Below are 25,188 nucleotides of genomic sequence, written 5' to 3' on the forward strand. Positions count from 1 at the left end.
ATGCTCGCTTACACCTCAATAGGCCCACTAACTGGATGGGTTTGGAATCTGATTCGAGGGCGGCCATGGGGGAAGGCAAACCAAGTTTACGATGGAGCGTGGAGCAAAAGCTCCAGTTCATCGAGTTCCGCCTCTTCTGGGAAGGTCACGTCAATAGAGGCGATCTAATGGACACGTTCGGTGTCTCGCTGAACCAGGCATCGGGCGACCTCAACCGCTACATCGCGCTCGCGCCTGACAACATGGTCTACGACAAGAGCGGGAAGACTTATGTCCGTTCCCCAGCTTTCAGCCCCCACTTCCTGAAACCTGACGCCATCCAATATCTCGCTCAGGTACGTTCTGTTGCTGAAGGGATTGTCGCTCCTGAAGATGCATGGATCGGGAACCTTCCTACTTTCGACGCAACCCCGGCGCCTGCACGCGGCATCGATCCCACCGTGCTGCGATCGATAGTGATTGCAATCCGGCGACGTGAAGCAGTTGAGGTTCGTTACCAATCAATGTCTTCACCAGACCCCGAGTGGCGCTGGATAGCTCCGCACGCCTTGGCGTTCGATGGTTTCAGGTGGCACGCTCGCTCGTTTTGCGAGAAGAGCGGGGAATACCGTGACTTCGTCATTTCGCGGATTATCGAGACCCGTCAGTCACGGTCCACTCAAATGCAAACGGCGGCTGATGCTGATTGGGACGAAATCGTTCAGCTTGAGATCGGCCCGCATCCAGCTCTCAGCCAAAATCAGAAGCGAGTGATTGAACTCGACTACGGGATGCAAAATGGTCGGGTTGTTATCCCTGTCCGCCGAGCCTTGCTTTACTACGCATTAAAGAGGCTCGGGCTTGATACGGATCCTGCTGCGCGTAAGCCGCAAGATCAACAGATCATTCTACTCAATACCAATGACGTTCCGGGGGCATCGGCATGAACATTTTCGACCTCGATAAGGCCCTTGTTGACCGTTACGCCTCTTTTGCCCGCTCATTCTCTTCGATCCGTGCTCCGGAGATCGATCACCAGATTCGCGACATTTACGAGCAGGGCAAATTCTGGCCGCCCCCCCTCATAACCATCAACCCGCGCTTCCTGCCTGGGCAATCGATCGATGAGCTTGTCGCATCAGGCGATGTCGCGCCGGAAATTGCATCCGTCTTTGCCGTCGGCCCTGAGCGAAATCCGATCCGCCTTCACCGACACCAAGAACGCGCCGTAGCCAAAGCGAGAAATCGCGAGAGTTTCGTGGTTACGACAGGCACCGGTTCGGGCAAGTCACTCTGCTTCTTTGTGCCGATTGTGGACGCCATCATCAGGGCCAAGAAGGCGGGTGAAGCGCCTCGCACCAGGGCGATCATCATTTATCCGATGAACGCGCTGGCGAACTCGCAGCTGGGGGAAATCAAGAAGTTCGTCGACGATGCGGGGCTGCCCCCGCATCTGCGCCCGACCGTAGCCCGCTACACAGGGCAAGAGTCCGAAATTGAGCGTCAGCAGATCTCCCGGGACAAGCCGGATATCTTGCTGACGAACTTCATGATGCTCGAACTCCTGATGACCCGGCAGGAGAAACTCGATCGTGCCGTGATCGAGAACGCTCAGGGCTTGGACTTTCTGGTCCTCGACGAATTGCACACCTACCGAGGGCGACAAGGTGCGGATGTCGCCATGCTAGTGCGGCGGGTCAAGCAGCGCTTAACGCCGTCCAAGGACCTGATCTGCATCGGCACGTCGGCAACCATGTCCAGCTCGCCAGATGAGCAGGAACGCGCCGCAGCGGTGGCAGAGGTCGCGACTAAGCTGTTTGGGCAGCCAATTTCGTCTGGCAGCATCATAGATGAGGCGCTCGACCGGGCGACCTCTCATGCGATCAAGGCAGAAACACTTGGTGAGCCGTTGCGCCAAGCGGTCTTGCAACCGCTGGCTCCAGCTTTGTCAGATGAGGAGTTACACGTTCATCCGCTTGCCTGCTGGATTGAGACGCAGATCGGCCTTGAGGACGGCGAGAAGCTCCGTCGACGCAAGCCGATGACGCTTCCTGATGCAGCGGCGAAACTGGCAGAGCAGACAGGGCTGCCCCAGACCGATTGCGCGCGGGCCATCGCCGATATGTTGGCGATGATGGGCAAGAGGGAAGATCAGCGCGGTGGCACCTCATCGCGGGCGTTTCTTGCCTTCAAGCTGCACCGCTTCATTTCAGGTGCTGGCCAAGCCTATTCGACGCTGGAGCCCGCAGGCAAACGCAGGGTCAGCCTGGAAGGGCAGAAGTATCATCCCGAGGATGAGAGCGCCCGCCTATACCCACTTTTCTTCTGCCGCGAGTGCGGGCAAGAACATCACAGCGTCTCGGTCACCTTCGCTGATGGAGCGCATCGGGTTATCGCCCGGCCAATCGATGAACCAGCCCGCGATGAAGCAGAACCCGACGGCACCGAGACCGGCTACCTGGTGCCTGCAGTCAATCAGGCCTTCCGGTTCTCAGGGGACGTCAATGACTATCCGGATGAATGGCTTGAAGTCGCAGCGAACGGCCAAGAGCGCCTAAAGGCGTCACATCGAGGCAAGCATGAAGGGCGCCTGGTGATGGTGCGCCCTGATGGCAGTTTCGGAGACGACGGGGTTGCGGCGTGGTTTTTTGCGGGCAAGTATCGCTTCTGCCCTGAATGCGGTCATCAACCTGCTTCCGGGGCTCGCGAGATCAACAAACTGGCCGGCCTGTCGGCTGAAGGTCGCAGTTCAGCGACCACACTAATTGTTTCGACGATCCTTGCCTGGATGGAAAAGGATGGTTCCCTCGATCCACATACCCGAAAGCTGCTGGGATTCACGGACAACCGTCAGGACGCGGCTTTGCAGGCCGGTCACTTCAACGACTTCATTTTCGTCACGCTTCTGCGTGGCGCGATCCTGCGTGCCGTCAGAGCTGCAGGTCCTCAGGGACTGAAGCCGGACAAGTTTGGTGAGGCAGTGCGGCAGGCGCTGGGCTTCGACCTCGATGAGAAGGGACGGCTGGGCGAATGGATGCTCGATCCCAATGCCAAAGGTTACCAGAATAGGCAGGAAGCCCAGGAAACCCTCTCAGACATTCTGGCTCACCGCCTGTGGGCAGACCTGCGGCGTGGGTGGCGTTATACGAACCCGAACCTTGAAGAGGTGGGCCTCATAGCAGCCCAGTTCCCGGGGCTGGATGACCTCGTGCAGGATGACGAGGAGTTCGTGGGCAACGAGAGGCTTGCCCAGGCCTCTCCTGATCAGCGACGCAAGCTTTACGAGATTCTATTCGATCACATGCGCCAAGGGCTGGCAGTCGCCACTGACGCGCTAGACCGCGGCAAAGTTCGTCAGGCTGCCGAAGTGTCGCGCAATCGGCTCCGGCTGCCTTGGGCGATCGATCGTGAGGAAGAAAACACGCTGCGCGAGTGCGGCTTCCTGATGATCAACCCGCCTCGGAACAATACGATCCGGGCGTCGGAAGCGGTACTGATCCTGAGGGCAGGCCGACAGAGCAAGCTCGGGAAAGCCCTGCGACAAGCCTCGCTCTGGGACAACCAGCAAGTTCCGGCCAAGGAATATGATGAGCTGATCGAAACCCTGCTCAAGGCAGCAGAAGCGCATCAGTTCGTCCGCAGGGTCAACGTCGGGTACGAAGCCCCGGCATGGCGCATGGCGCCGACGGCAATTCGCTTGCTACCTGCCGAAGAACGGCGCGACAAGAAACGCCAGAACCTGTTTTTCCGAGAGCTGTACGAGCAGGTCGCCGACATGCTCGGCCACGAGGGCGATCTTCCCTACAGCTTCGAGGCCCGCGAACACACCGCACAGGTCGATCAGGACGTTCGCGCCTGGCGCGAGGACCGTTTCCGCTTTGAGCAGGCAGACCAGGAACGTATCAAGGCTAACCTTGATCAGATGCGCGAGCAGAACGAACCGGATGGCTTTCTTCCCGCACTTTTCTGCTCTCCGACCATGGAATTGGGCGTGGACATCAGCGCCCTCAATGCAGTCTATCTTCGCAACGTCCCGCCAACTCCGGCCAACTATGCACAGCGTTCAGGTCGCGCAGGCCGAAGCGGTCAGGCCGCTCTGGTGGTTATCTACTGTGCGGCGCAATCCCCGCACGATCAGTACTACTTTGCCGACCAGCCCGCACTGGTTGCTGGTGCGGTTCGTCCACCGGCTTTGGACTTGGCCAACCAGGACCTTTTGAAGAGCCATTTGCACGCTGAGTGGCTTGCGGCTGCATCAGTACCGCTCAATTCTTCCATCCCTGAAAATCTCGACATGGGCGGCGATAACATGCCGATTGCAGCCGAGATTGCAGAGGGATTGAAGCAATTGGCAGCGTCTGGTGCGGCGAAGCCCATCATGCGTCAGTTGATCAACGCCATGCTGCCCGCCGTGGAATTGCGCGATGCCCCTTGGCTTGAGGACGTGGAAGCCTTTGTTGAACAGACTGACAGGGATGCATTCTCAGCATTCAGCCAGGCATTCGATCGCTGGCGGAATCTGCACAACAGCGCTCGGCACGAACAGGAACAGGCGCATTCGATTCAGAACAAGATAGGCCTCAAAGCCGGCGAGCGAACAGCGGCAGCTTCTCGGTACCGCAATGCATCCCGCGAGCTCGAGATTCTCGAATGTGGCAAAGCCTCGAACAGCTCAGATTTTTACACCTATCGCTATCTCGCCACAGAGGGCTTCCTTCCGGGATACAACTTCCCGCGCTTGCCGCTCTACGCCTTTATCCCGGCGTCAAAGAGCGCTGTCCTGCAGCGCCCGCGCTTCCTTGCGATCGCTGAATTCGGCCCCAACAGCATGATCTATCATGAGGGCCGCGCTTTCCGGGTGACCAAGGCCAAGCTACCCGCGGAAGGTCGGTTGGATAATGGCCAGCTATCCACCACGACCCTGATTCTTTGCCCTGAATGTGGGGCTGCTCACACCGATGAACTCCAAGAACGTTGCCACGCCTGTGCCGCGCCTTTGGGCGGTGCCGAGCGCCTCGACACAGTTTTCCGTATCGACAATGTCGAAACTGCGCCCTCAGAGCGGATCACTGCGAATGACGAGGATCGTCAGCGGCGCGGGTTTGAGATCCAGACCGTGTTCCAGTGGCCCGTCCACAACGGCTCGCCCGACATTCGATCAACGACCCTATGCGCCGACGACACGGAGCTGCTCAGGCTCGACTATGGTGCAGCCACCAAGCTCTCCCGGATCAACAAGGGGCTCAGGCGGCGAAAGTCGAAATCCATCTGCGGCTTCTTCATAGACCCTAACTCAGGGAGATGGCTCAAAGATCCAGAAAACGGCGATGATGACGATGGCATGGGTGATCCTACCCAGGCCAAGCCGCAGCGCATCGTGCCGATGGTCGAAGACCATAAAAATGCCCTCCTGCTGCAGCCCAAGGTCTCATTGAGCACCGAGGAGATGGCGACCTTCCAGCATGCGTTTATCCGCGGCATCCAGCTAGTCTTCGAACTGGAAGAGGGAGAAATCCTTGGCGAGCCTCTGCCGACCCGGGACATTCGACACACCATCCTGCTTTATGAAGCAACTGAAGGTGGCGCGGGCGTTCTCAACCGACTGGTTGCCGATCCCGCCAAGGTTGCCGAAGTAGCGCGCGAGAGCCTCAAGCTCATGCACTACAAGGAGCCATTCGAGCCGGGTGACATGGTTGAGACTGAAGATGCCTGCGTCGCGGGCTGCTATCGCTGCATCTTGTCCTATTTCAATCAGCCTGACCATGAATTGATCGACCGCCGAAACGACAACGTGATCAGTCTACTCTGCGAGCTGACGTCCGCGCACGAAAGCAAGGCCGAAACCGCCAGTGCAGGCGACCCTTGGTGTGAAGCCGTTCGGCAGTGGGGGCTTCCTACCCCGTCAGGACTCAGCATAGCTGGAAAGCAACTGCCCTTGTTCTGGCCAGCCAAGGGGGTGCTCGCTGTACCCGGCGGGGCCTCACCTGAACTCGTCAACGATGCCGCCGCTCTCGGGATCCTCGACGTGATCAGTCTTCCCAGCAATCCCGGCGATCAAGCGCCGGTCGAACTGCTTTCAGCGCTCGGAGTATCATGATGAACGCCATTGTATTTTCTCCTGGCGACATGGTCCGCGCCCGTGGGCGTGAATGGATTGTTCTGCCATCGCCCTCCGAAGAACTCCTGAATATTCGGCCACTGTCGGGAACCGACGATGACGCGCAGCTGATTGCGCCCGCCCTTGAGTCGACACCTGTCAGCGCTGCCAGCTTCGCGGCCCCCACGGCCGACCGTCTCGACACGCAAGACGGGGGCCGTTTGTTGGCCGATGCCCTTCGCCTCTCGCTTCGTCGCGGCGCTGGACCATTCCGAAGCGCTGCGCACTTGGGCGTCGAACCCCGTGCCTATCAGCTTGTCCCACTGATGATGGCGCTTAAGCAATCCGTTGCACGGCTGTTGATTGCTGACGATGTTGGTATCGGCAAAACCATCGAAGCAGGCATGATCCTTCGCGAGTGGCTGGATCGCGGCCTTACAGACAGGTTCACCGTCCTGTGCCCGCCGCATCTCGTTGATCAGTGGGTCAGCGAACTTGCCGAGAAGTTTGATATTGATGCTGTGGCCGTCACGGCGGCACGGGCTCGCGGACTCGAGCGGGGCTTGCCTACCTCGCAAAGTCTGTTTGAGGCTTACCCGTACACCGTCGTCAGCCTCGACTATATCAAGGCGGACAGCAGGCGTGATGAGTTTGCCCGGGCGTGCCCGCACTTCGTCATCGTTGATGAAGCGCATGCCTGCGTTGGCAATGAGCGCGGAAAACATCAGCGCTTCGATCTTCTGCAAACACTGTCTGCGGACGCTGACCGTCACCTGCTCCTTTTGACTGCGACCCCGCACAGCGGCGACGTTGTGGCTTATGATCGCCTGCTGGGTCTGGTCCATGCAGATCTGGCTGGAGGTCCGGAATCAGGGGATGCCAATGCCCGTGAGCGCTATGCCCGCCGGTTGGCTCAGCACTTCATCCAGCGCCGTCGCCCAGACATCCAGGATAGCTGGGACGAGAAACGTGCCTTTGCCCGGCATGAGACCAAGGAATCGCCATTCACGCTCGCAGGTGATTTTGCCACCTTCCAGGAGGCAGTCCTCGATTACTGCCTGAACGTTACTGAGCGTGCAGGATCAGATCAGAGGCATCGCCGTCTCGCCTTCTGGGGGACGCTTGCACTCATGCGCTGTGTGGGGTCGTCCCCTGCCGCAGCGGTCAGTGCTCTTCGAAATCGCCTTGGTGGCATGGCTGAGGAAGAAGCAATCGAACCGGTCGTGTTCGATGCCGAAGATGGCGTTCTCAACGAGAGCGATGTGGAGCCGGCCACTGCCATTGAAGACCGTGAGGAGGCAGCAGCACTTAACAGCCTCATCGAACTGGCCCAATCCCTCGACTCCCGGCGGGATGAGGACCCCAAAGTCAAGAAACTCCTGGTGGAGCTGCGCCCCATTCTCAAGGAAGGCGCCAAGCCAGTCATCTTCTGCCGCTTCATCGCCACTGCTGAGGCGCTGGGAGAAACCCTGCGAGCCATCTTCCCCAAGGCGGCTATTGCCGTTGTCACGGGCACTCTACCGCCTGATGAACGGCGCAGCCGGGTCGATGCGCTTGAGCCCTTCGAAAACCGGATCCTCGTTGCGACTGACTGCTTGTCGGAAGGTATCAACCTTCAGAGCCTATTCGACACGGTCGTCCACTATGACCTGAGCTGGAACCCGACCCGGCATCAACAGCGCGAGGGCCGCGTCGACCGTTTCGGACAACAGGCGCCCGTTGTCCGCTCGCTCATGATGTATGGCGAAAACAGCCCAATCGACGGAGCTGTGCTCAACGTCATCCTGCGAAAGGCCGAAGAAATCCAGAAGGCAACGGGCGTCAGCGTTCCGATGCCGGAAGATCAGGAAAGCGTGACCTCAGCTCTGATGCAGGCGGTCTTGCTGCACCGTGGCGGCAGCGCAAAAAGCCAGATGACATTTGACTTCGGCCCTGGTGCCGACCTGTTCGAGCGGCAATGGCGCGATACGGCTGAGGGGGCAAAGGCAAGCCGCGCTCGCTATGCCCAGGGATCATTGAAGCCTGACGAAGTTCTCCCCGAGTGGCGCAAGATGCGGGCGCTCAATGGTGGCCCCAAGGAAGTGGCCCGCTTCACGGAGCGGGCGCTAAAGCGCCTCCAAGCCCCATTAGAACCTCTGCTCGGCCATTCGCTGCTTCACCTCGACTTCCTGCCCGAGATGATGCGTGAGCGGTTGGGGCAGCGAGGTTTGCATGGCACGAAGCGGGTCAGCTTTGAAGACGACCCGTCTCCCGGTGTAACCCATGTTGGCCGCGTCCACCCGGTAGTAGCCGTCTTGGCCGAGACTTTGGCTGAGGGCGCACTGGACCCAGAAGCTGCAGAAGGGCGCGCCCTCGGTCGCGCTGGTGTCTGGCGGACCCGTGCGGTTAGTCAGATGACCACGCTTCTCTTGCTGCGCCTGCGCTACAAGCTGGTTACCAGCGGCCGTATGAACCGTCTCCTGCTAGCGGAAGAAGCCACCGGGCTGGCCTTCTCAGGGCTTGGCCAGGACGTCTCGCTGAGCGCTGAAGACGCGCTGGCCCTGCTTGAAGCCGAAGCTTCGAGCAATATCGATGAAAGTGCACGCATCCGGCAGATCGACGCTGCCCGCGACCGCTTGGCTTCCTACACGCCCGCTCTTGAGGCGTTCGCTCATCAGCGCGGTGAAGCACTTTCGTTCGATCACCTCCGCCTGACCGAGGCCGCTGGCGGCGGTGCCACCGTCAAGGTCAGTCCCGTCCTGCCGGCCGATATCATCGGCCTTTATGTCCTGCTGCCGGAGGTGAACTGATGTCCCGTGCCATAAAGCGCGCTGCCGACATCGGCTTTGCGGCGATCACAATTGAAGGTGGGCTGATCGCCCCCGCCCAAGTGCAGGCGATTGCCTCTGCTGCGCCCGATCAGAAGATGGCGGCCGACTATGGTTGTCCCAAGGGCACCGGCCTGCGTGATGAAATTACGCGCTATTTCCGTATCGGCCAGGCCCATTGGCAGGCCTATACCCGGCTTGATCAGCCCACCATGCAGCAGACCGCTGATTTTGCGCGGAGCCTGCTGGAACAAGCATTCGGTTTCGAGCTCACCGGACCGCACCATCATACCCGCGAAGATCGGCGCTACACCATCGCATGGGAAGCTAAGGGCGGGCGCGTGCCGGTAGTCGTCGCGCCGCCAGCACCCGCAGAAAAGGGCAAGGCTGGCGATGGATTCGCCCGGGCATTGCCGGAGTTCGGCGATGGCTCAAGCGGCCGCATTGCTCGCCGATCGCCTACCGTGCTGTTGCAGGACTGGTTGAACGCCAACCCGGACTTCTATTGGGGCCTCGTCTTTGCGGGCGACCGGGTGCGGCTGATGCGTGACAATGCCAGCCTGACCCGACCTGCATGGATCGAGGCAGACCTCGGTGCGATCTTCCGCGATGAGATGTTCGCTGATTTTGCGGCCCTGTGGCTGCTGATCCACGCCAGCCGCTTCGGTGCAGAAGGCGCGGGCGCCAGCGACTGCGCGCTGGAACGTTGGCGCGAGGCTGGGATGCGGGCTGGCACCTCTGCGCGCGAGCGGATGCGGGTCAACGTCGAAGATGCTCTGATGGCACTTGGCCAGGGCATCCTCGATGCCAACCCCACTATCCGGGAACGGCTTGATACCAATGAGCTGACAATGCCGCATCTGTTCGAGCAGATGCTGCGCGTGGTTTACCGGCTGATCTTCCTGGGCGTGGCCGAGGATCGTGATCTGCTACACCCGCCCGCAACCCCAAAAGCTGTGCGCGATCTTTACAGCAACAACTATGGCTTCGCCTGGCTGCGAGATCGGTCGACGCGCCGCAATGCGCACGATCATCACCATGATGCCTGGGAAGGCGTGAAGGTGGTGTTCCGCGCGCTGGAGCGTGGGGAAAAGCTGCTGGGCTTGCCCGCGCTTGGCGGCCTGTTCGACCGGGCGCTCACGCCTGATCTAGATGCCGCGCAAATCCCCAATCGGGCAATGCTTGCAGCCGCGTTCAAGCTCGGTTGGCTCATCGAAGATGGCCGCCGGGTTCGGATCAACTGGCGCGATATGGCGACCGAGGAACTGGGCAGCGTTTATGAAGGGCTGCTGGAACTCGTGCCGGTGCGTGAGGATGGCGGGCGCACCTTCGGCTTTGCGGGCGGCGCGGAAGCGCGCGGCAATGCCCGCAAGGTATCAGGCAGCTATTACACGCCGGACAGTCTGGTGCAGTGCCTGCTCGACAGCGCTCTCGATCCGGTACTGGACCGGGCCGAAGCAGAGGGCGGCGCTGATGCCATTCTTGAGCTGAACGTAATCGATCCGGCCTGCGGATCGGGCCACTTCCTGCTGGGCGCGGCGCGGCGCATGGCGACGCGGGTAGCGCAGCTGCGCAACCCCGATGCGCCGGACTACAACGCGGCGATGCGCGATGTGGTGCGTGGCTGCATCCATGGCGTGGACCGCAACCCGATGGCGATCGAACTGGCCAAGGTGGCGCTGTGGATTGAATCGGTGGAGCCGGGCAAGCCGCTGGGCTTCCTTGATGCCAACATCCAGTGCGGGGATAGCCTGCTGGGCGTGTTCGATCTGCAGGCGCTGGAAGAGGGTATTCCCGACGATGCCTACAAGCCGCTGACCGGGGACGACAAGGCCACGGCGAAATACTTCGCCAAGCGCAACAAGGATGAAAAGAAGGGCCAGGCCGCGTTTGATTTCACGGCGGGTGGCGGCACCGGGCTGCCCCCGGCCAAGCTGGCTGCGACGATGGACGATCTGCGTCATCTGCCGGAAGATACCGTGGCGCAGGTTGCGGAAAAGCGCCGCCGCTTCGCCGCGTGGGAGGCAGACCCGAAGCGCTATGCTACCAAGGTTGCCTGCGATCTCTATATCGCCGCCTTCCTGCTGCCCAAAAAGGGCGGCGCACCGGCCAATGCGAACAGCGTGACCGTGCCGACCACATCGCACTTGCGGCAGAGGCTGGGCGGCGGGCAGATTTTCGGCCCGCTGGAAGCCGCGTCAGTTGATGCGGCGGGGAATGCCCGTGCATTCCACTGGCCGCTCGCCTTCCCGGAAGTGATGATCGGCAAAGGCGGGTTTGATGTCGTGCTGGGCAATCCGCCGTGGGAAGTCGTGCAACTGAGCGAGGAGGAGTATTTTGCTTCCCGCGTTCCGGAAATCGCCACACTGAAGGGCGCAACGCGGAAGCGCGCGATCGCGGCCTTGGAAACCGAGTATCCGCAGATTTTTGCTCAGTATCAGACGGACAAGCGCACCTTCGATGCGATGAACGAATTCGCTCGTTCAGGTGGTCGGTTTGATCTGACGGCGCGCGGCAAGGTCAACACCTATGGCCTTTTTGCGGAGCACTTCCTCAACCTTGCCAATATAAAGGGCGGCGCGGGCGTGATCGTGCCGACCGGCATTGCGACCGACGCTAACACCGCGCCCTTCTTTGGCCATCTGGTGTCGAGCCAGCGGCTGGCCGGGCTGGTCGATTTCGAGAACCGTGAAAAGTTGTTCCCGGCAGTCGATAGCCGCATGAAATTTGCCCTGCTTACCTTGGGCAGCGGCGTGGCCGAGGCGGAGTTTGCCTTTTTCCTGACCGATCCGACCCAGCTGGAAGATACGCGGCGGCGCTTCACTCTGTCGCCCGAACAGATCGCTGCAATCAACCCCAATACCAAAACTACTCCTGTGTTCCGCTCCCGCAATGATTCTGAGCTCACCGCTTCGATCTACAGTCGCGTGCCGGTTCTATTCGACGACGAGAGGGGCAAGGCTGGCAATCCGTGGGGTGTGGAGTTCCGCCAAGGCCTGTTCAATAAAACTGCCGATGGAGCGCTATTCGAGAAGCGGAGTGACATTGTCGCGAAAACCGATGTCGATAGTGGTGCAATGCTTATCACGGAGAGTGGCGAAACCTATATTCAGGTTCTGGAGGGCAGCCACGGATTTTCGTACGATCACCGTTATAGTTCATTCACATCCGGTGCCTTAACTCCTCTGAATGATGCTCAGAAGCGCAATGCAGATGAAGAAATTAGTACCGAACTTGTTATGCGGATCACGGATTATACCGACCGCGTCAGTCGCAAGGGGTTTGAACGTCTTGGTTATTGGGTAGGTATACGGCGAGTAGCACGAAGCACGGATGAGCGCACCGTTGTCGCTACAGCACTTCCTGAATGGTCTGCGACATACGGCTGGCTCATTGCAAAGCAACCGCGAGGCGCAGGAAGCGCCTATATGCTGGCGAATCTTAACTCGCTTATTTTCGACTGGCTAATGAGGATCGAATTGAGTCAGCCGAGCATTCCTCTCGAGACACTTTATCAACTCCCCATCCTCCCACCCACCGCCTACACCGAAGCGGACCATGGTTTCATCGTCCCGCGCGTATTGGAGCTGAGCTACACCAGCCACTCCATGGCTCACTTCGCCCGCGATCTGGGCTATGACGGCCCACCCTTCGCGTGGGACGAAGACCGCCGCGCGCAACTGCGCGCCGAGCTCGATGCCTGGTATGCGCTCGCCTACGGCCTGACCCGTGATGAGCTGCGCTATGTGCTCGACCCCAAGGACGTGATGGGCGAAGACTATCCGTCCGAAACCTTCCGCGTCCTCCAGAAGAACGAAATCGCCAAATACGGCGAATACCGCACCCAACGCCTCGTCCTCGCCGCCTATGACGCGCTGGTCGCCGGCGGCATGCGGCCGCGGACCGAGGGCTACAAGTAATGGGGGATGAGGAGGATATCCCGGGCGAAGAGCTGGCCTCCGTCATCCGGGGGACAAATGGTGCGCCTGTTGCCGAGGCCCTCATCGGTTGCAGCTATTACCGCGATGATCCTGATGACCTTGCGACGATTACCCAATGCGATCGCGGCTCCGGCCGTCTGTCCTTGCAGTCTCCCGCGGGCACAACACGCGTTGCCGGCCTTGCCTCTGGCTACGTGCTTCTCACCCCTACCTTGCGCTCCGCACTGGAAGCCGCGATCACGCCCGCCCAACGAGCGGAAAAGAAAGTGCGCGCGTCTATTGCCGCATATGGATTTACAGGCGCAATCGAACAGCAGGACATTGCCCCACTCCTCAGTGCAATCCGCAGCGCCCAGGAAGGCGTGGTTCCTCCGATCGACGAGCGAAGGCACGCGCTTCGTCTGGCCGAAAAGTATGGCGCTGAACGCGTGGTTGCGAAACTGGCCGCAGCCTGGGTTGATGCTGATCCTGCCACGGTGCTGCCCGACGTTCTGATCACCCTCTTGCCGGCACTTCGGCACTCTGGCCGCAGTGCAGAAGCCCTGGCACGCAGCGAGATCCTGCGATCACCGGGATTGGGCCTCTCCCCCAGTGAAGAGCGCGTGCTTTTCACCGAACGAGCGGCCCTGCTGGCTGACCGGTACGAGCAAACGCGAACACCGGAATTCCTGGCAGAAGCCCGAAAGGCCGCAAGCCGCAGTTGGGCCAACGGGCCATCCGAACATTGCAGCCACGTATTTGAGAGGCTGAAAAAGCTGGAACGGGAAGCTCAGGCATGATCAGCACCCAGTCAAGGCGATCCGATTACCCGTTCGCGCTCGAGTCTGAGTTGCGCGATGCTGCCAACGAGCACGGCTATCGCATCCCTCAGGGGCAAGCTGCTGGATGGCTTTTTTTCTCGTCGGCGTCTGCGCCTGGAGAAATCGCAGTGGCGGCCACTGACGCGGGCATGGCTGGCCCGTTCTTCCTGTCCGTCGCTCACCCCGGAGCTGCACGGGAACTAAATGCTGAGCCTGCACAACCGTGTGCAAAGGGCCATTCAGGAGCCTTTGTATTCGCGGATAGGGCTAGCCTCTACGAGGCAGTTAGGTCGGTGTACCGACTGTCGATGAGCCTTCCGACGTTACCGTTCGAGGATTTCGTCAAGGAAACAGCGCATCTTGGCGATACCGAAGCCGAACGAGCACAGAAGGTGCGGATCGGCCAGAACCGCTTTCGGTCAGCGTTGATGGATTATTGGAATGCGACCTGTCCGTTGACTGGCGTGCGAGAACCAGAACTACTACGTGCCTCCCACATTATTCCGTGGGCAGCTTGCGAGAGCGATGAGGAACGACTGAACGTTCACAACGGCCTGCTTCTTTCAGCACTGTGGGACGCAGCTTTCGACGCCGGGCTAGTGAGCTTTGACGATCTCGGGCGGCCAGTTCCATCACCAAGATTGGGCGATGATGCTCGTACCGCCATGGACTTGGATGCTGTGGCGCAGCTACCTCTTTCAGATCAGCACCGTGAACGGTTGAAGTGGCACCGCGAAAACATCTGGATCGCGGCCGACGCGTAATTTTTTAACTATCGAGGTTCCGAATGTTCCGCATCGATCTAAGCCAAAATCGCCTCGCGCGCCTCGTCCAGAAGCGGTTTGCTGACCTGCAGCTGCGTGAACGAGACCATTTGCAGGAGTGGCTGGCAAACCAGCCTGACGCCCTTGGCGAAGAGTTGCTGATCATTCAGAAAGAATTCGATGGGTTCGATGAAACCCGCGAACGGCTGGACCTTCTTGCTCTCGACAAGGATGGCAATCTGGTCGTGATAGAGAACAAGCTGGATGACAGCGGCCGGGACGTAACCTGGCAGGCGCTGAAATACACCGCCTATGTTTCCGGGCTCAACAAAACTCAGATTGTCGATATTTATCAGCAATACCTCGACCGCTACTGCGGGGGTGGTCACGCGGTGAACAGACTTTGCGAATTCCTGGAAGTGGAGGACCTCAGCGAGATTGTGCTGAACCCCGGCAATGACCAGCGGATGATCTTCATCGCTGCGAATTTCCGCAGAGAAGTGACAAGCACCGTCCTCTGGCTGCTCAGCCGCGGCATCCGCGCCCAGTGCTTCAAGGTCACCCCTTATGCCTTTGGTGACGAGCTAATCCTTGATGTGCAGCAGATCATTCCGACTCCGGAGGCTGCAGATTTCATGATCGGCATGTCGTCCAAGGATAACGATGAAAAGGTGGCCCAAGACACCCAAAAGAAGCGCCATCAGTTGCGCCTATCCTTCTGGGAAGCCGCCTTGGAGCAGTTGAGAGCTGATGGAGTGGATATTTTTCGTAATATCAGCCCGTCACGCGACCACTGGCTGAACGCAGGATCGGGCCTCTCAAGCTGCCCATACACGATGATTTTCTCCAAGGATGAAGCACGCGTCGAACTTAATCTGAGCCGTTCGGAAGCCGATGAAAACAAGTGGCTCTTTGACAAGCTGTTCGCGCAAAAGGACAAGATTGAAGCCGAGTTCGGAGCTCAGTTCGATTGGCGAAGGATGGACGCCAAAAAAGCCTGCCGGATTGTGTTTGCAAAAGCCTTTGATGGGTATAGCGAGGAAAGCTGGCCAGAGATGATCTCTTGGCTCTCCGAGCACGTTCGCAAACTTGAAACGGCGTTCCGAGCCCCACTTGCGTCCTTAAACCAGCAGCTGCGTAAGCGGGTGGGTGAAACAACCCCCTAATAAACAGACCCTGGGCCAATGCCCGAGCAAATGGCGCGGGCCGATGCGGCAACCGCGAGGCCAACACCGCGATCAGGACGTCAGCGGAAGTCAATCTTCCTCCGCCAAACGCCGAAAGAACTCGATGTCCTCGTCCGGCTCGTCCCATCGGTCTGAAACCTTTGCCCAGCGATCGACGCTGTTCCTGAAATCTGGATCGTCGATCAAGATGTGGAACGTGTAGAGCCGGTTCACGATCTCGCGCATCAAGTCGCGCATCTGATCATCGTCGAGATGGGAAACGTCGTTCCAGTTGATCTCACGGCCGTCGGCATCGATGACGCGGACGTCGGAATAGTCACCGGCATGGGTGACAGGAACGATGCCCGCATGAAGGGTTTCAAGGCCGGTGTTGCGGACACACATCATCGCCAGAGTCTTCGCCATCATGGCGGCAATGCGCTTTTCATCCTCGCGATCCATAAGAACAGGGTGCCATAATGGCCAGCCATTGTCTGCCACCCTGTGCTTTCATCAGCCGATCCGCGCCTTCGCCGTCTTCCGAAACACTACGCTGCCGATACCGGTCAGCGCCAGCATCACGGTCAGGACGTCCGCCTGCGTCAGCCCCTCGGGCAAGATGCCGAGTGCCGCAGCGACGCCCCACAGGCTGCCGATGATGCCGGTCCAGATGGCCTTGGACGCCCACCAGGGTTTCATTTCTTCCATGTCGTTTCTCCATAAAAAAGCCCGCGGGAATCGCGGGCGGACGGGTTGGTGATGGTGGTGGCCGGTCAGGCCTCGTTGGCGGACAGGACGCCGTTGGCCGCCAGTTGGACCGGCTTCGCGGTAGCGGGCGCCCTGCGGTAGGCTGGCCGGCGAATGGCAATGCAGCGGTCCCGTGCGATCCGGGTGATGGTCACGCCGTCGGACTGGTTGCCGCCCAGCACGTGAAAGGCACCGTAGTCCTCGCCAACATAGAGCCCGACATGGCCGGATCCCTGCGCGCGGCGGAACACCAGGATGTCGCCCAGCTGGGCCCGGTCGGCGGCCTTCCCGAACTTCGCCCAGTTGCGCGCCCAGAGGGGCCCCTCGACGACCGGCTTGCCGGCGCGCTTGGCAACCACGGCCATGAACAGCCCGCACCATGGAATGGCGTCGTCATTGTAAACCGTCGCGAGGCCCGTTTCCTTCGCCCAGCCGAGGATCACGGGATTGTCGGCAGGCCCCGCCACCTCGAAGGTGCCGTAGAGCTTGCGAGCCTCTTCCAGCATCCGGGGCAGCGGACGCAGGTCATCGATCCAGCCATAGGCCGGTGGCAGCGGTTTCATGGATGTCTCCCGGGAAGTTAGCGGCCGGACAGGCCCTTGACGGTGGCGTAGAGGACGGCGAGCGCGGTCGCGAAGGTCGACAGCCACTTCACGAACCGGACCATGCCGGTTGCGGTATTCCAGGCCTCAAGCAGGTCCTTCAGTTCCTTGCGGACGGCCTTCAGGTCTTCCTGCATGGCCTCGAGATCAGCCCGGATCAGGGCAATTTCCACAGCCGGATCGCGATCAGGATTGGGGGCCATCAGCGCAGCCTCCCGATGATGGCGAATTCGCCGGCAGCCACATCGAGGGCTTGCCCGGCCGGCAGATCGAAGTCCGTCTGCTTCTGCCGCACACCGGTGGCGTAATGGGCGAACAGGGCCTCGCGATCGAGCTCGGCCGGTCCGGTCACCACCTCGAAGTGGTACTGCACACCGGGCGTCCGACGGAACTTCTGCACCACGCAGCACAGCGTGAAATCGTCATGGAAGCGCCGGGTGAACTCGCCGGCCGGCAGATAGCCTCCGCCATTCTCGACATTGTGGCAGCCAGGTGTCCAGCGCTGGGTAATCGGCCCCTTGGGCCCCTCGAACACGTAATCTGCCCATCCGTTGATTGCGACCGACACATGCTCGCACAGCGTCCAGGAGACGCCGGCATCGACCATTTCGGCGATGGTAGTGTTGAGCCTCGGCGGCACGAACTCGAGCATCGGCCAGAGCCGCCAGGAATTGGCTGCCCGGCGAAAGGTGAACCCGTTTTTGAACACCCCGTAGTTGATGTCGAGGTCGTCGTTGATGGCGATCACCTCGTCGGTGACCGTCGGCCGGCGATCTGCCTGCATCTCAGTTTTCCTCCTAGCTGACCGTGACCGGCACGACTTCTCGCATCGTATGCGTGCCTGACTGGCCGCCCGAGGTGCCGATCGCGGCGCCGCCCTGCGTGGCAGAGAGGTTGAAGGTGTCGGTCGCGGCGTTGATGACGAAGTAGGTCGTGTTGGCGAGGATCCCGGTCGGCAGAGCCCCGCTGGTCGTGAACTGAACCCGCTTGCCGTTGGTGAGCCCGTGCCCGGCAGCGGTGACCGTTGCCGGACTGGCAATGGTGATGGTCGCCGTGCGAGGAAGCACGCTGGCGAACGGGTTGCCGCTCAGCGCACCGAAAGCCTGGTAGGACGTGATAGGGTTCTTGTAGCCGTAGCGGGTGCCGGATCCGGAACCGGTGAAGCTGATCGCCGCGCCGCCCGGGGTGGCCGCGATCTTGAAAGCGCTGGCGCTCACCACCGACTGGACGAAGTATATCGTGAACGCCGTGATCCCGCTGGGCATGCCGCCGGTGCAATAGAACTGGACCGGGTCACCCACCGCGAGGCCATGTGAGGTCCAGTTGATGTTGTTGGTCGGCGATGGGCTGAAAGTGATCCCGGTCACGTTGGTGAGCCAGGCGACCGAGCCGGCACCCAGGGTGAAGTTCGTGCCGTTGATGCGCAGGCGCTGCGGGATCGGCGTGGCATTGTAGCCGTCGATGCCGATCAGCGTGGTCGAAGTGCTGGCGTAGAAGTCGTAGCTGTGAACCAGCGCGCGGATGGTGCGCCCCTGCCAGGTGGCTGGCGTGAAGTTGCCGCCGGAAAGGTAGCTGAAGTAGCCGCCGTCGGCACCGTACTGCTCGCCCGCGCTGTACTTGTCGCCCCACGCATAATAGCTGACCGGCAGCGCGACCTGCAGGCCGCCGCTGCCGGTACCCAGCAGGGTCATGAGTACCCCGGCCATCAGTTGAGGCCCGCCCCGGTGATCACCCAGGTCGTGGCGGCGACCTTGACCAGGGTCGCCAGCCCGTAGCCGTCGAGCGTCCGGCTGCCGGTATTGGCGGTGCCAGCCTGGCGCAGCGTGTCGGTGGTAATCGAAATGGTCTGGGCGGTGGCGCTGTCGTTGTAGATGGCGATCGTCGCGCCGATCGGGAACGCGACCGAGCCATTGGCCGGGATGACGACCCCGCCGGTGGTGATGCTGATGTGCTTGCCATTGTCGGTCAGCGCCAGGGTATAGGCAGCGGTCCTGCTGTTCTGGGGAACGCCCCGGAAACCGACGCTCCCGGTCGCAATCGTGCCGCTGTCGCTGACGGTCGAGGCGGCATTGAAGGTGCCGCCATTGATCGTCGGGCTGGTCAGCGTCTTGTTGGTAAGCGTCTGCGCATCGGTGGTGCCGACCACCACGCCCGAAGGCACAGCTTTCCCGGCCCAGGAGGTGAGCGTCACGTTGTAGGCCTGCACGTCCGTGCCGATAACGAGACCAAGGTTCGTCCGCGCCGTGGCTGCATCCGATGCGCCGGTCCCGCCGTTGACCACTGCGACAATGCCGGTGATCTTCGAGCCCGCCAATGAAGTCAGCCAACTGGGATCCGCATAGCTGCCGGTGGCCAAGAGCGCATTGGTGCCCTGCGATGGCGCGGCCAGCGCCACGGTCCAGGCGGCGATCGTGCCGCTACCGCCGGTCATGCCGACATTGACAACCAGCGCGCCGGTCCCGCTGGTGTAGGCCGTGATCTGCCCGTGCATCCAGTTGGCTGGCGACGCCGTGCTGGTGATCGTCACCCATTGGCCGATAACGAAGGCCTTGCCGGTCTGGACCGTCAGAGACTTCGAGCCGGTGCCAATGGCAAGGCTGGTCGTGCTGGTCGCGCTGGTGCCGGGCGCGTTGATGGCGGTGGCAGCGCTGGCCGCTGCATCGGCGGCGTAGCCGTTGGTCTCGGTGGCGAGCGCATTGGCCTGCGTGACAAAGGTCGGCAGTGCGCCGAGGAAGGCTTCGGCGCGCACGTTGAAGTTCGCCGCATCCGTCCGGGACGGCGGCGTTGGGAGGGCAGTAATGGGCATGGGAGGTCCCTCGGGAGGTTTTAGGCCAGGACGGTCAGGTCAGACCCTCGATGGTGAGGCTGCAATAGCTGACGGTCGGGTAGGCAAGGTCGATCGAGAACTCCTTGTAGAAGCCGTAGACGGTCAGGCTCTCGAAGTTCTCGGACCCGATCCACAGAACCGGGGTGGCGCGCAGGCTCGCAAGGTTGCGGTGGACATCATCGACCGCATCGGTCTGCATGACGACCCGGGCGGTCATGCGCTTGGCAAAGGCGCGCTCTACCACCGAGATGACGCCGAACTGGTCGGCCTCCTTCCGGCTGTAATCGATGATGCCGATGTCGGCCCCGTGCTCGGTCTCGCCGATCGAGAACTGGCGGCCGACCAGCAGCGTGCCGCAGGAGACGGTGTCGGCGGGATTGTCCCGGGTGATGGTCACCGACACCACGCCATTGGCGTAGACCGGCACATCGAGGAACAGCAGGCTCGACTTGCGGCCGATCGGCTCGAAGAACCACGAGAACCAGTTGTCGATGGCATTGCCGCCGAGGTTGAAGCTCTGCGTGCTGGTGTAATTGGTCACCCCATCGACGGTCAGCGTAACAGTGGCACTTTCCGCATCGGTGTCGATCAGCGCCACGGCATCAATGGCACCCGGCGCCAGCACGGTCTGGAGCGTGCTGGCACGCGTCGTTGCCGTGCCGACCCGCGCATCGAACATGGCCCAGCGGTTGGTCGGGCCGAGGTCGAGCCACTTGGTCGGATCGCTCGCCGGGTTGACCCCGGTCGACGCCGCCAACGCCTCGTAGCGCCGATGGGTCGAGGCGAGGATCACCCGGTTGCCGGTCACATAGGCGGTGCCAGCATTCCATGCCGGATGATCGTTCTCGGCCACGGTGCTGCTGGTCAGCATGGCATCGGTGATCGTGACGGGCCGCAGCAGTTTCATGCCGCAGTCCTCGTAGACAGGGCGTCGCCATCCGGAGTCACCCGCTCGAGGATCCGCGCCGTCTTGGTGGTGCCCGAGGCGATCGTGGCCGAGGCAATGCGCTGTTCTCCGCGCAGGTCCGCCACTTCCTGCCGCAGTGCCCGCACTTCATCTAGCAGCGCCGTCTGGCCGTCGTTGGCCGGAATGGTCGCCGTGCCCATCTGGTTGGCGGCGAACTGCTCCCACCAGCCGGGCGCGCTGGATGCGGCCGCGCCTGCATCGGGGGCCGTGCCGCTACTGGCGGCCTGGGTGATGATCGCCAGCGTCTGTTCCAGACTGGCGGCCGTCAGGCCCTGCAGGCGCGCAAGATCCTCGGACGAGCGGGCGGTTTCGGCAGCCTGCGACAGCAGCGCCTGGCTGAGACCCGGCAGTGCCTTGGCGGCTTCCTGGTCACCGCCGCGGGCCAGCATCGAGGCATTGTTGAACTTCGCCAGCGCCTCGGCATAGCTGCCGGCCTTCGTACCCATGACGCCGCGGATCCGCTCGATCTCGGCAATCAGCGCGTCGGTGATCGCCGCCCAGGCCGAGCGCAGCTTCTCGGCGGCACTGGCTGCCGCGTCGGCCGCCTGCCGCTGGTCTTCGAGCGCCCAGATCTGCTGCTGCAGCGCCCGGTTGGAGGCGTCGAGCTGGGCAAGGTCGAGCGCCCGCAACGCCGCGGTATCGCCCTGAAGTTCCAGCAGGCGGCGCTCGAGCGACGCGCGTTCGTCGGCAATGGCGGCCGCGCTGGCCGCATCCTGGGCTGCGCCCACCAGGTCCGCGAACGCCGGGGCCAGCTGGATCAGGGCGACATAGGCCGCCCGCCCAGCCTCGGTGGAGAGGTCCTGCGCTTCGACCAGCGCCCGGAAGCCCGCAATGCTGTCGGGCATGGCGAGACCCATGCTGGCCAGCGCCCTGGTCATCTGCGCCGTGCGCGCGGCAGCCTGTTCGGTGCCGGTGTAATAGAGCGAGAAATATTCGCCGGTTGCCGCGGTCATGTCGCTGACCGTGCCGAACAGCTCGACCAGATCCATCGAGGCCGCGATCGTCAGGTTGGTAGACCGGCCCAGCATGGTCATGGCGCTGGTGACCGCCTCAACGCTCGAGGCGACCCGGATCAGCGTCTCGAAGTAGCCTTCGCCGACCTTCTGGAACTGGTCGAGACCGGCAATGGCATAGCGGGCGAGATTATCCGCCGCTGCGCCGAACACCGCAGCCAGCTTCTCCTGGATCTGCGCGCCGGTCAGACCCTTGAGGTCGATCTTGCCGATGTTGATGACGAAGCTGTCGAGCCGGGCCTGGACCTCGTCGAGCGACAAGCCGAGCGGGCCGGCAGCGGCCGAGATGGCGTCGTAGAAGCCGGTGAAGATCAGCGAGAACTGTCGCTCGAGCTCTGCGCTCGCCTCGGAATATTGCGTGCTGTAGCGGGTGCTGGTCGTGATCCCGAGGAACTTCTTCTTTTTCTGGATGTCGGTGTAATACTGCCCCTGGAACCCGCCGGACATGATGCCGCCGAGCGACTGGGCGCCGCCATAAATGCCCTGGCCGACAACGCTGGTCTTGGTGCCGAACAGTGAACCGATCAGCTTGCCGATCGCGCCCACGACACCGCCCAAGATGCCACCGATCACCGGGATCTTGTCGAGGACCGAGCCAACCTTCTGCATGGCCCCGCCCAGGATGGCGGTGACGCCGGTGGGCTTGAACCCGGTCTGCACGCCGGCAGCGAGATCCTCGGCGCCATTGGTGCGGATGATGAGATTGGTGAGCCCGCCGATATTGGCCTCGATGCTGCGCAGCGAAGCCAGCATGGCGGCTGAATAGCGCATGGTCAGCGTGTCGATCTCGCGCAGGTGGTCGATGGCCCTGGCGATGCTCTCGGACTTCGCTTCCGCATCGCCGAACACTGTGCCGGCGCCCTCATTGGCGGCTTCAGGTTTGGGTCCACCGCCGCCAAAGGCTCCGCCGATCGCGACACCAAGCGAGGCAATGACCCCGGCCGTGACCGCACCGGCCGCAATGTTGAGCGGGAAAGGCAGCGAACGGATGGCGTTCACCACCGCCTCGACCGCCTTGATGCCGGTGGTGATGATCGAGTTGCCCTGTTCGACACCCGCGCGCGCCGTATCGGACGCGGCCATGGCGGTGTCGGAGGCGACCTTGGCAGTCGTCTGCGCGCCGATCAGCCCGATCTTCACCGCGGCGTTCTTGATGGCGACGGCCAGTTCATAGGCGCGGAAGGCCTTCTCGGCCGCTTCCAGCGCCTGGAATCCCTTCGAGCCCGCCTTGAAGAAGCCCTTCGCGGCGCCGGCGAGATTGCCATAATGATTGATCTCGGCGGATGCCTGGGCCGTCCGGGCTGCGGCATACTGGAACGAGGCACGGCCGTATTCGCGCTCGGCCTCGGCCATGCGCCGGGTGGCGGCTTCCTGGTCGGCAGCATAGCGGGCAAACTCGGCCGCAACCGCCCCGATCGCGCCACCGACACTGCCGAAGGCTTCGGCCATGCCCTGCGCAGCGGTCTGGGTCTGGCCCGCCATTTCCTGGAGCGTATCGAGATACTGCTCCTGTTCCTTCAGGCCGAAATCATGCTCGATCAGCTGGGTGCGCGCGGCGCGATAGCGTTCCCAGGCCTCAACGCCGCGTTCCAGGATGATCTGCTCGCGCTCGGCCTCGAGGTTGGCCAGGGCCTGCGCGCGGGCCGATTGGCCGAGCAGCGAGACCTGCAGTTCGAGCGGAGCAACCGTCTGGCGCAGGAACTCCGAGGTCGCGAAGGCGCGGGTGGCCTGTTCCCAGGCTTCGCCGGCTTCGAGAATGGCGACGCGCGCTGCGTCGGTCGGGGCTTTCAGCGCCGCCATGGCGACTTCCATCCGCTTGATCTCGATCGGGGTCTTGCCGATCTTGGCGGTTTCCAGCGCGAGGTTGGCGGCGAACTCCTGCGCTGCCTGCAGCGCGCGTTCGGCTTCGCTTTCCTCGCGGCTGTTGCGGCCGGCCCCAGTGCGGCCCGCCCGGTCCGAACGATCAGCGCGGATCCCGGCAGCGTCGGCGGCGAGCCGATCGCGCGCGGCCTGGAGGGTGTTTTCGCGCCACTGGGCTGAGAACGCATCCATCATGGTCATGGCGTCGCCAAAGGCCGAGGTGAACTCGTCGCGCACCGTGGCCGCCATGCGGGCGGTTGAGCCGGCAAAGCTGTTTTCCATGCGCGGCAGGGCAACCGTCTCGAGTCTGTTGATGGTCGCAAGACCTACCCGATCGAGCACCGGGTTGACCCAGCTTGCCAGCCAGTTGAGCGCGGCGATGGCCTTGTTGGCGAGATACTCGATCCCGCTGATGGCCAGGTTTGCAGCCCCAACGGTGGCCTCGCCGATCACGCCGGGGAGCGCCTGCCAGACGGTGCGGATCGCGCCGAACCCGCCGACCCAACCGGCATAGATCACCGCGATGCTGATCTTGCCGACCTCGAGCACCTTCTGGAAAGCCCAGACGGCCCAGTCCTTGAGGCTGGAAAAGACGGGGCCGAGATTCAGGCCATCACTGATCGTGCGCCACAGCCCGCGCATGACGTCGCCGGCCGTGATCCCGACCGGTCCCAGCTTCTCCATCTCCTTGGCAGTGAGGCCAAGGCTCTGGGCATAGCGGTCGAGTTCGCCCGACTGCTTCACGCTCGACTGGAACAGATTGAATGCCCCGAAGGCGATCCCGGCCGCCGCTGCTGCGGCCAGCAGATAGGGATTGGTGAGCGCCGCGGCTGCCGCACTGGCAGCGAGCCCCAGCAACGCCCGGGCCATGCCGCCGATGCCGACACCGGCCTGCATCGCGATCTGCCCGATCTGCGAGCCCTGCTGCATGAACACGGTCATTGGCTTCTGGCCCGAGGCGAGGCTCACGACCATGTCGTTGACCTGGTAGATCAGGTTCTGGACATGGTGGCCGGCAAGCTTTGCAGAACCGCCCATGCGGGTCATGCCGCCTGTGCCGACCCGCTCCATCGCCCGGTCTGCCCGGCCGGCGGTCGCCACGATGTCGTTCATCGTGCCGCCAACGGCCCGCTTCATGTCCGCCATCTCCTTCTGGAGGCGCGCGATGTTGGTGATCATCTCGATCTCGAGGGTGCCGGCTTTCATGGGGCATCCTCCTTCGGCATGATCAGCGCCCGGAAGGCCTGGGAGACTTTCCGGGAAATGGTGGTGCGGTTGTGACCTTCGGCAATGTCGGTCCAGGGCGCTGGGCAATCGGGTTCCCTGGCATTCTGGCTTTCGGTGACGAACTCGATGGACAGCCGGCGGAGCAGCCGGCAGAGCCAGGGTGCAAGGTCAACGCCCATGCACGACTGCCAATGGACGATGGTCGCCCACGACAGCGGCACCGGCCCCATGGCCCCCGGCTCGCTGGGACCAATGTCCATCAGGGTGTCGATGATCCATGGGGCCCGGACCGGCGGCATGTCAGGGGCGATGCCGTCCGCCGTCATGCGCTGGAGCCGGGTCTGCGGGTCGGGATCGTCAGCAGTCTTGCCGCCGGACTGGCGCGGCTTCG

The 25,188-nt window shown here is 62.1% G+C and carries 17 protein-coding genes; 7 read left to right on the forward strand and 10 right to left on the reverse strand.

All coding sequences use genetic code 11. From position 1 onward, the window contains the following. Positions 1-98 precede the first annotated feature (98 nt). From AC3WLM_RS14230 to AC3WLM_RS14260, 7 genes are read left to right on the forward strand one after another with little or no spacing between them, the layout of a single operon-like run. Positions 99-926, forward strand: a complete 828-nt coding sequence (locus AC3WLM_RS14230; RefSeq protein WP_492477694.1) for a BrxR family helix-turn-helix transcriptional regulator — start codon at positions 99-101, stop codon at positions 924-926. Continuing rightward, a complete protein-coding gene (locus AC3WLM_RS14235; protein ID WP_492477695.1) occupies positions 923-6,076 on the forward strand; it encodes a DEAD/DEAH box helicase in 5,154 nt (1,717 codons plus the stop codon). The genes AC3WLM_RS14230 and AC3WLM_RS14235 overlap by 4 nt, the downstream gene beginning before the upstream one ends. After that, complete coding sequence (locus AC3WLM_RS14240) at positions 6,076-8,865, forward strand: DEAD/DEAH box helicase (RefSeq protein ID WP_492477696.1); 2,790 nt, start codon at positions 6,076-6,078, stop codon at positions 8,863-8,865. Before AC3WLM_RS14235 ends, AC3WLM_RS14240 begins: the two co-directional genes overlap by 1 nt. Further along, entirely contained in the window at positions 8,865-12,803 is a 3,939-nt protein-coding gene (locus AC3WLM_RS14245) for an Eco57I restriction-modification methylase domain-containing protein (RefSeq protein WP_492477697.1), read from the forward strand. The genes AC3WLM_RS14240 and AC3WLM_RS14245 overlap by 1 nt, the downstream gene beginning before the upstream one ends. After that, a complete protein-coding gene (locus AC3WLM_RS14250; RefSeq protein ID WP_492477698.1) occupies positions 12,803-13,603 on the forward strand; it encodes a nuclear transport factor 2 family protein in 801 nt (266 codons plus the stop codon). The genes AC3WLM_RS14245 and AC3WLM_RS14250 overlap by 1 nt, the downstream gene beginning before the upstream one ends. Further along, on the forward strand, positions 13,600-14,388 hold the full coding sequence (locus AC3WLM_RS14255; protein WP_492477699.1) for an HNH endonuclease: 789 nt from the start codon (positions 13,600-13,602) through the stop codon (positions 14,386-14,388). Before AC3WLM_RS14250 ends, AC3WLM_RS14255 begins: the two co-directional genes overlap by 4 nt. A gap of 23 nt (positions 14,389-14,411) precedes the next feature. Further along, positions 14,412-15,554: a DUF4268 domain-containing protein gene (locus tag AC3WLM_RS14260; RefSeq protein ID WP_492477700.1), complete on the forward strand. Its 1,143-nt coding sequence runs from the start codon at positions 14,412-14,414 to the stop codon at positions 15,552-15,554. A 90-nt stretch (positions 15,555-15,644) separates the two neighbouring features. On the opposite strand, the gene AC3WLM_RS14265 is transcribed toward AC3WLM_RS14260, so the two are convergent. The 10 genes from AC3WLM_RS14265 to AC3WLM_RS14310 form a co-directional block, all read right to left on the reverse strand. Further along, positions 15,645-16,016, reverse strand: coding sequence for a hypothetical protein (locus tag AC3WLM_RS14265; protein WP_492477701.1), 372 nt, complete (start codon positions 16,014-16,016; stop codon positions 15,645-15,647). Positions 16,017-16,067: 51 nt separating this feature from the next. Continuing rightward, entirely contained in the window at positions 16,068-16,262 is a 195-nt protein-coding gene (locus tag AC3WLM_RS14270) for a hypothetical protein (RefSeq protein ID WP_492477702.1), read from the reverse strand. Between the two features lie 65 nt (positions 16,263-16,327). Further along, a complete protein-coding gene (locus AC3WLM_RS14275) occupies positions 16,328-16,864 on the reverse strand; it encodes a TIGR02594 family protein (protein ID WP_492477703.1) in 537 nt (178 codons plus the stop codon). 17 nt (positions 16,865-16,881) lie between these two features. Further along, complete coding sequence (locus AC3WLM_RS14280) at positions 16,882-17,106, reverse strand: DUF5320 domain-containing protein (RefSeq protein WP_129926016.1); 225 nt, start codon at positions 17,104-17,106, stop codon at positions 16,882-16,884. Beyond that, complete coding sequence (locus AC3WLM_RS14285; protein WP_492477704.1) at positions 17,106-17,687, reverse strand: hypothetical protein; 582 nt, start codon at positions 17,685-17,687, stop codon at positions 17,106-17,108. Before AC3WLM_RS14285 ends, AC3WLM_RS14280 begins: the two co-directional genes overlap by 1 nt. 13 nt (positions 17,688-17,700) lie before the next feature. Then, entirely contained in the window at positions 17,701-18,609 is a 909-nt protein-coding gene (locus AC3WLM_RS14290; protein WP_492477705.1) for a hypothetical protein, read from the reverse strand. Further along, a complete protein-coding gene (locus tag AC3WLM_RS14295) occupies positions 18,609-19,709 on the reverse strand; it encodes a hypothetical protein (RefSeq protein ID WP_492477706.1) in 1,101 nt (366 codons plus the stop codon). Before AC3WLM_RS14295 ends, AC3WLM_RS14290 begins: the two co-directional genes overlap by 1 nt. A 34-nt stretch (positions 19,710-19,743) precedes the next feature. Beyond that, the gene (locus AC3WLM_RS14300) at positions 19,744-20,637 is read right to left on the reverse strand and encodes a hypothetical protein (protein ID WP_492477707.1); all 894 of its coding nucleotides are present in this window, start codon (positions 20,635-20,637) and stop codon (positions 19,744-19,746) included. Further along, complete coding sequence (locus tag AC3WLM_RS14305; protein ID WP_492477708.1) at positions 20,634-24,776, reverse strand: phage tail length tape measure family protein; 4,143 nt, start codon at positions 24,774-24,776, stop codon at positions 20,634-20,636. Before AC3WLM_RS14305 ends, AC3WLM_RS14300 begins: the two co-directional genes overlap by 4 nt. Then, entirely contained in the window at positions 24,773-25,123 is a 351-nt protein-coding gene (locus AC3WLM_RS14310; RefSeq protein WP_492477709.1) for a hypothetical protein, read from the reverse strand. The genes AC3WLM_RS14305 and AC3WLM_RS14310 overlap by 4 nt, the downstream gene beginning before the upstream one ends. Positions 25,124-25,188 lie beyond the last annotated feature (65 nt).

The organism is Novosphingobium sp. FW305-C-30-35 (assembly GCF_058783135.1).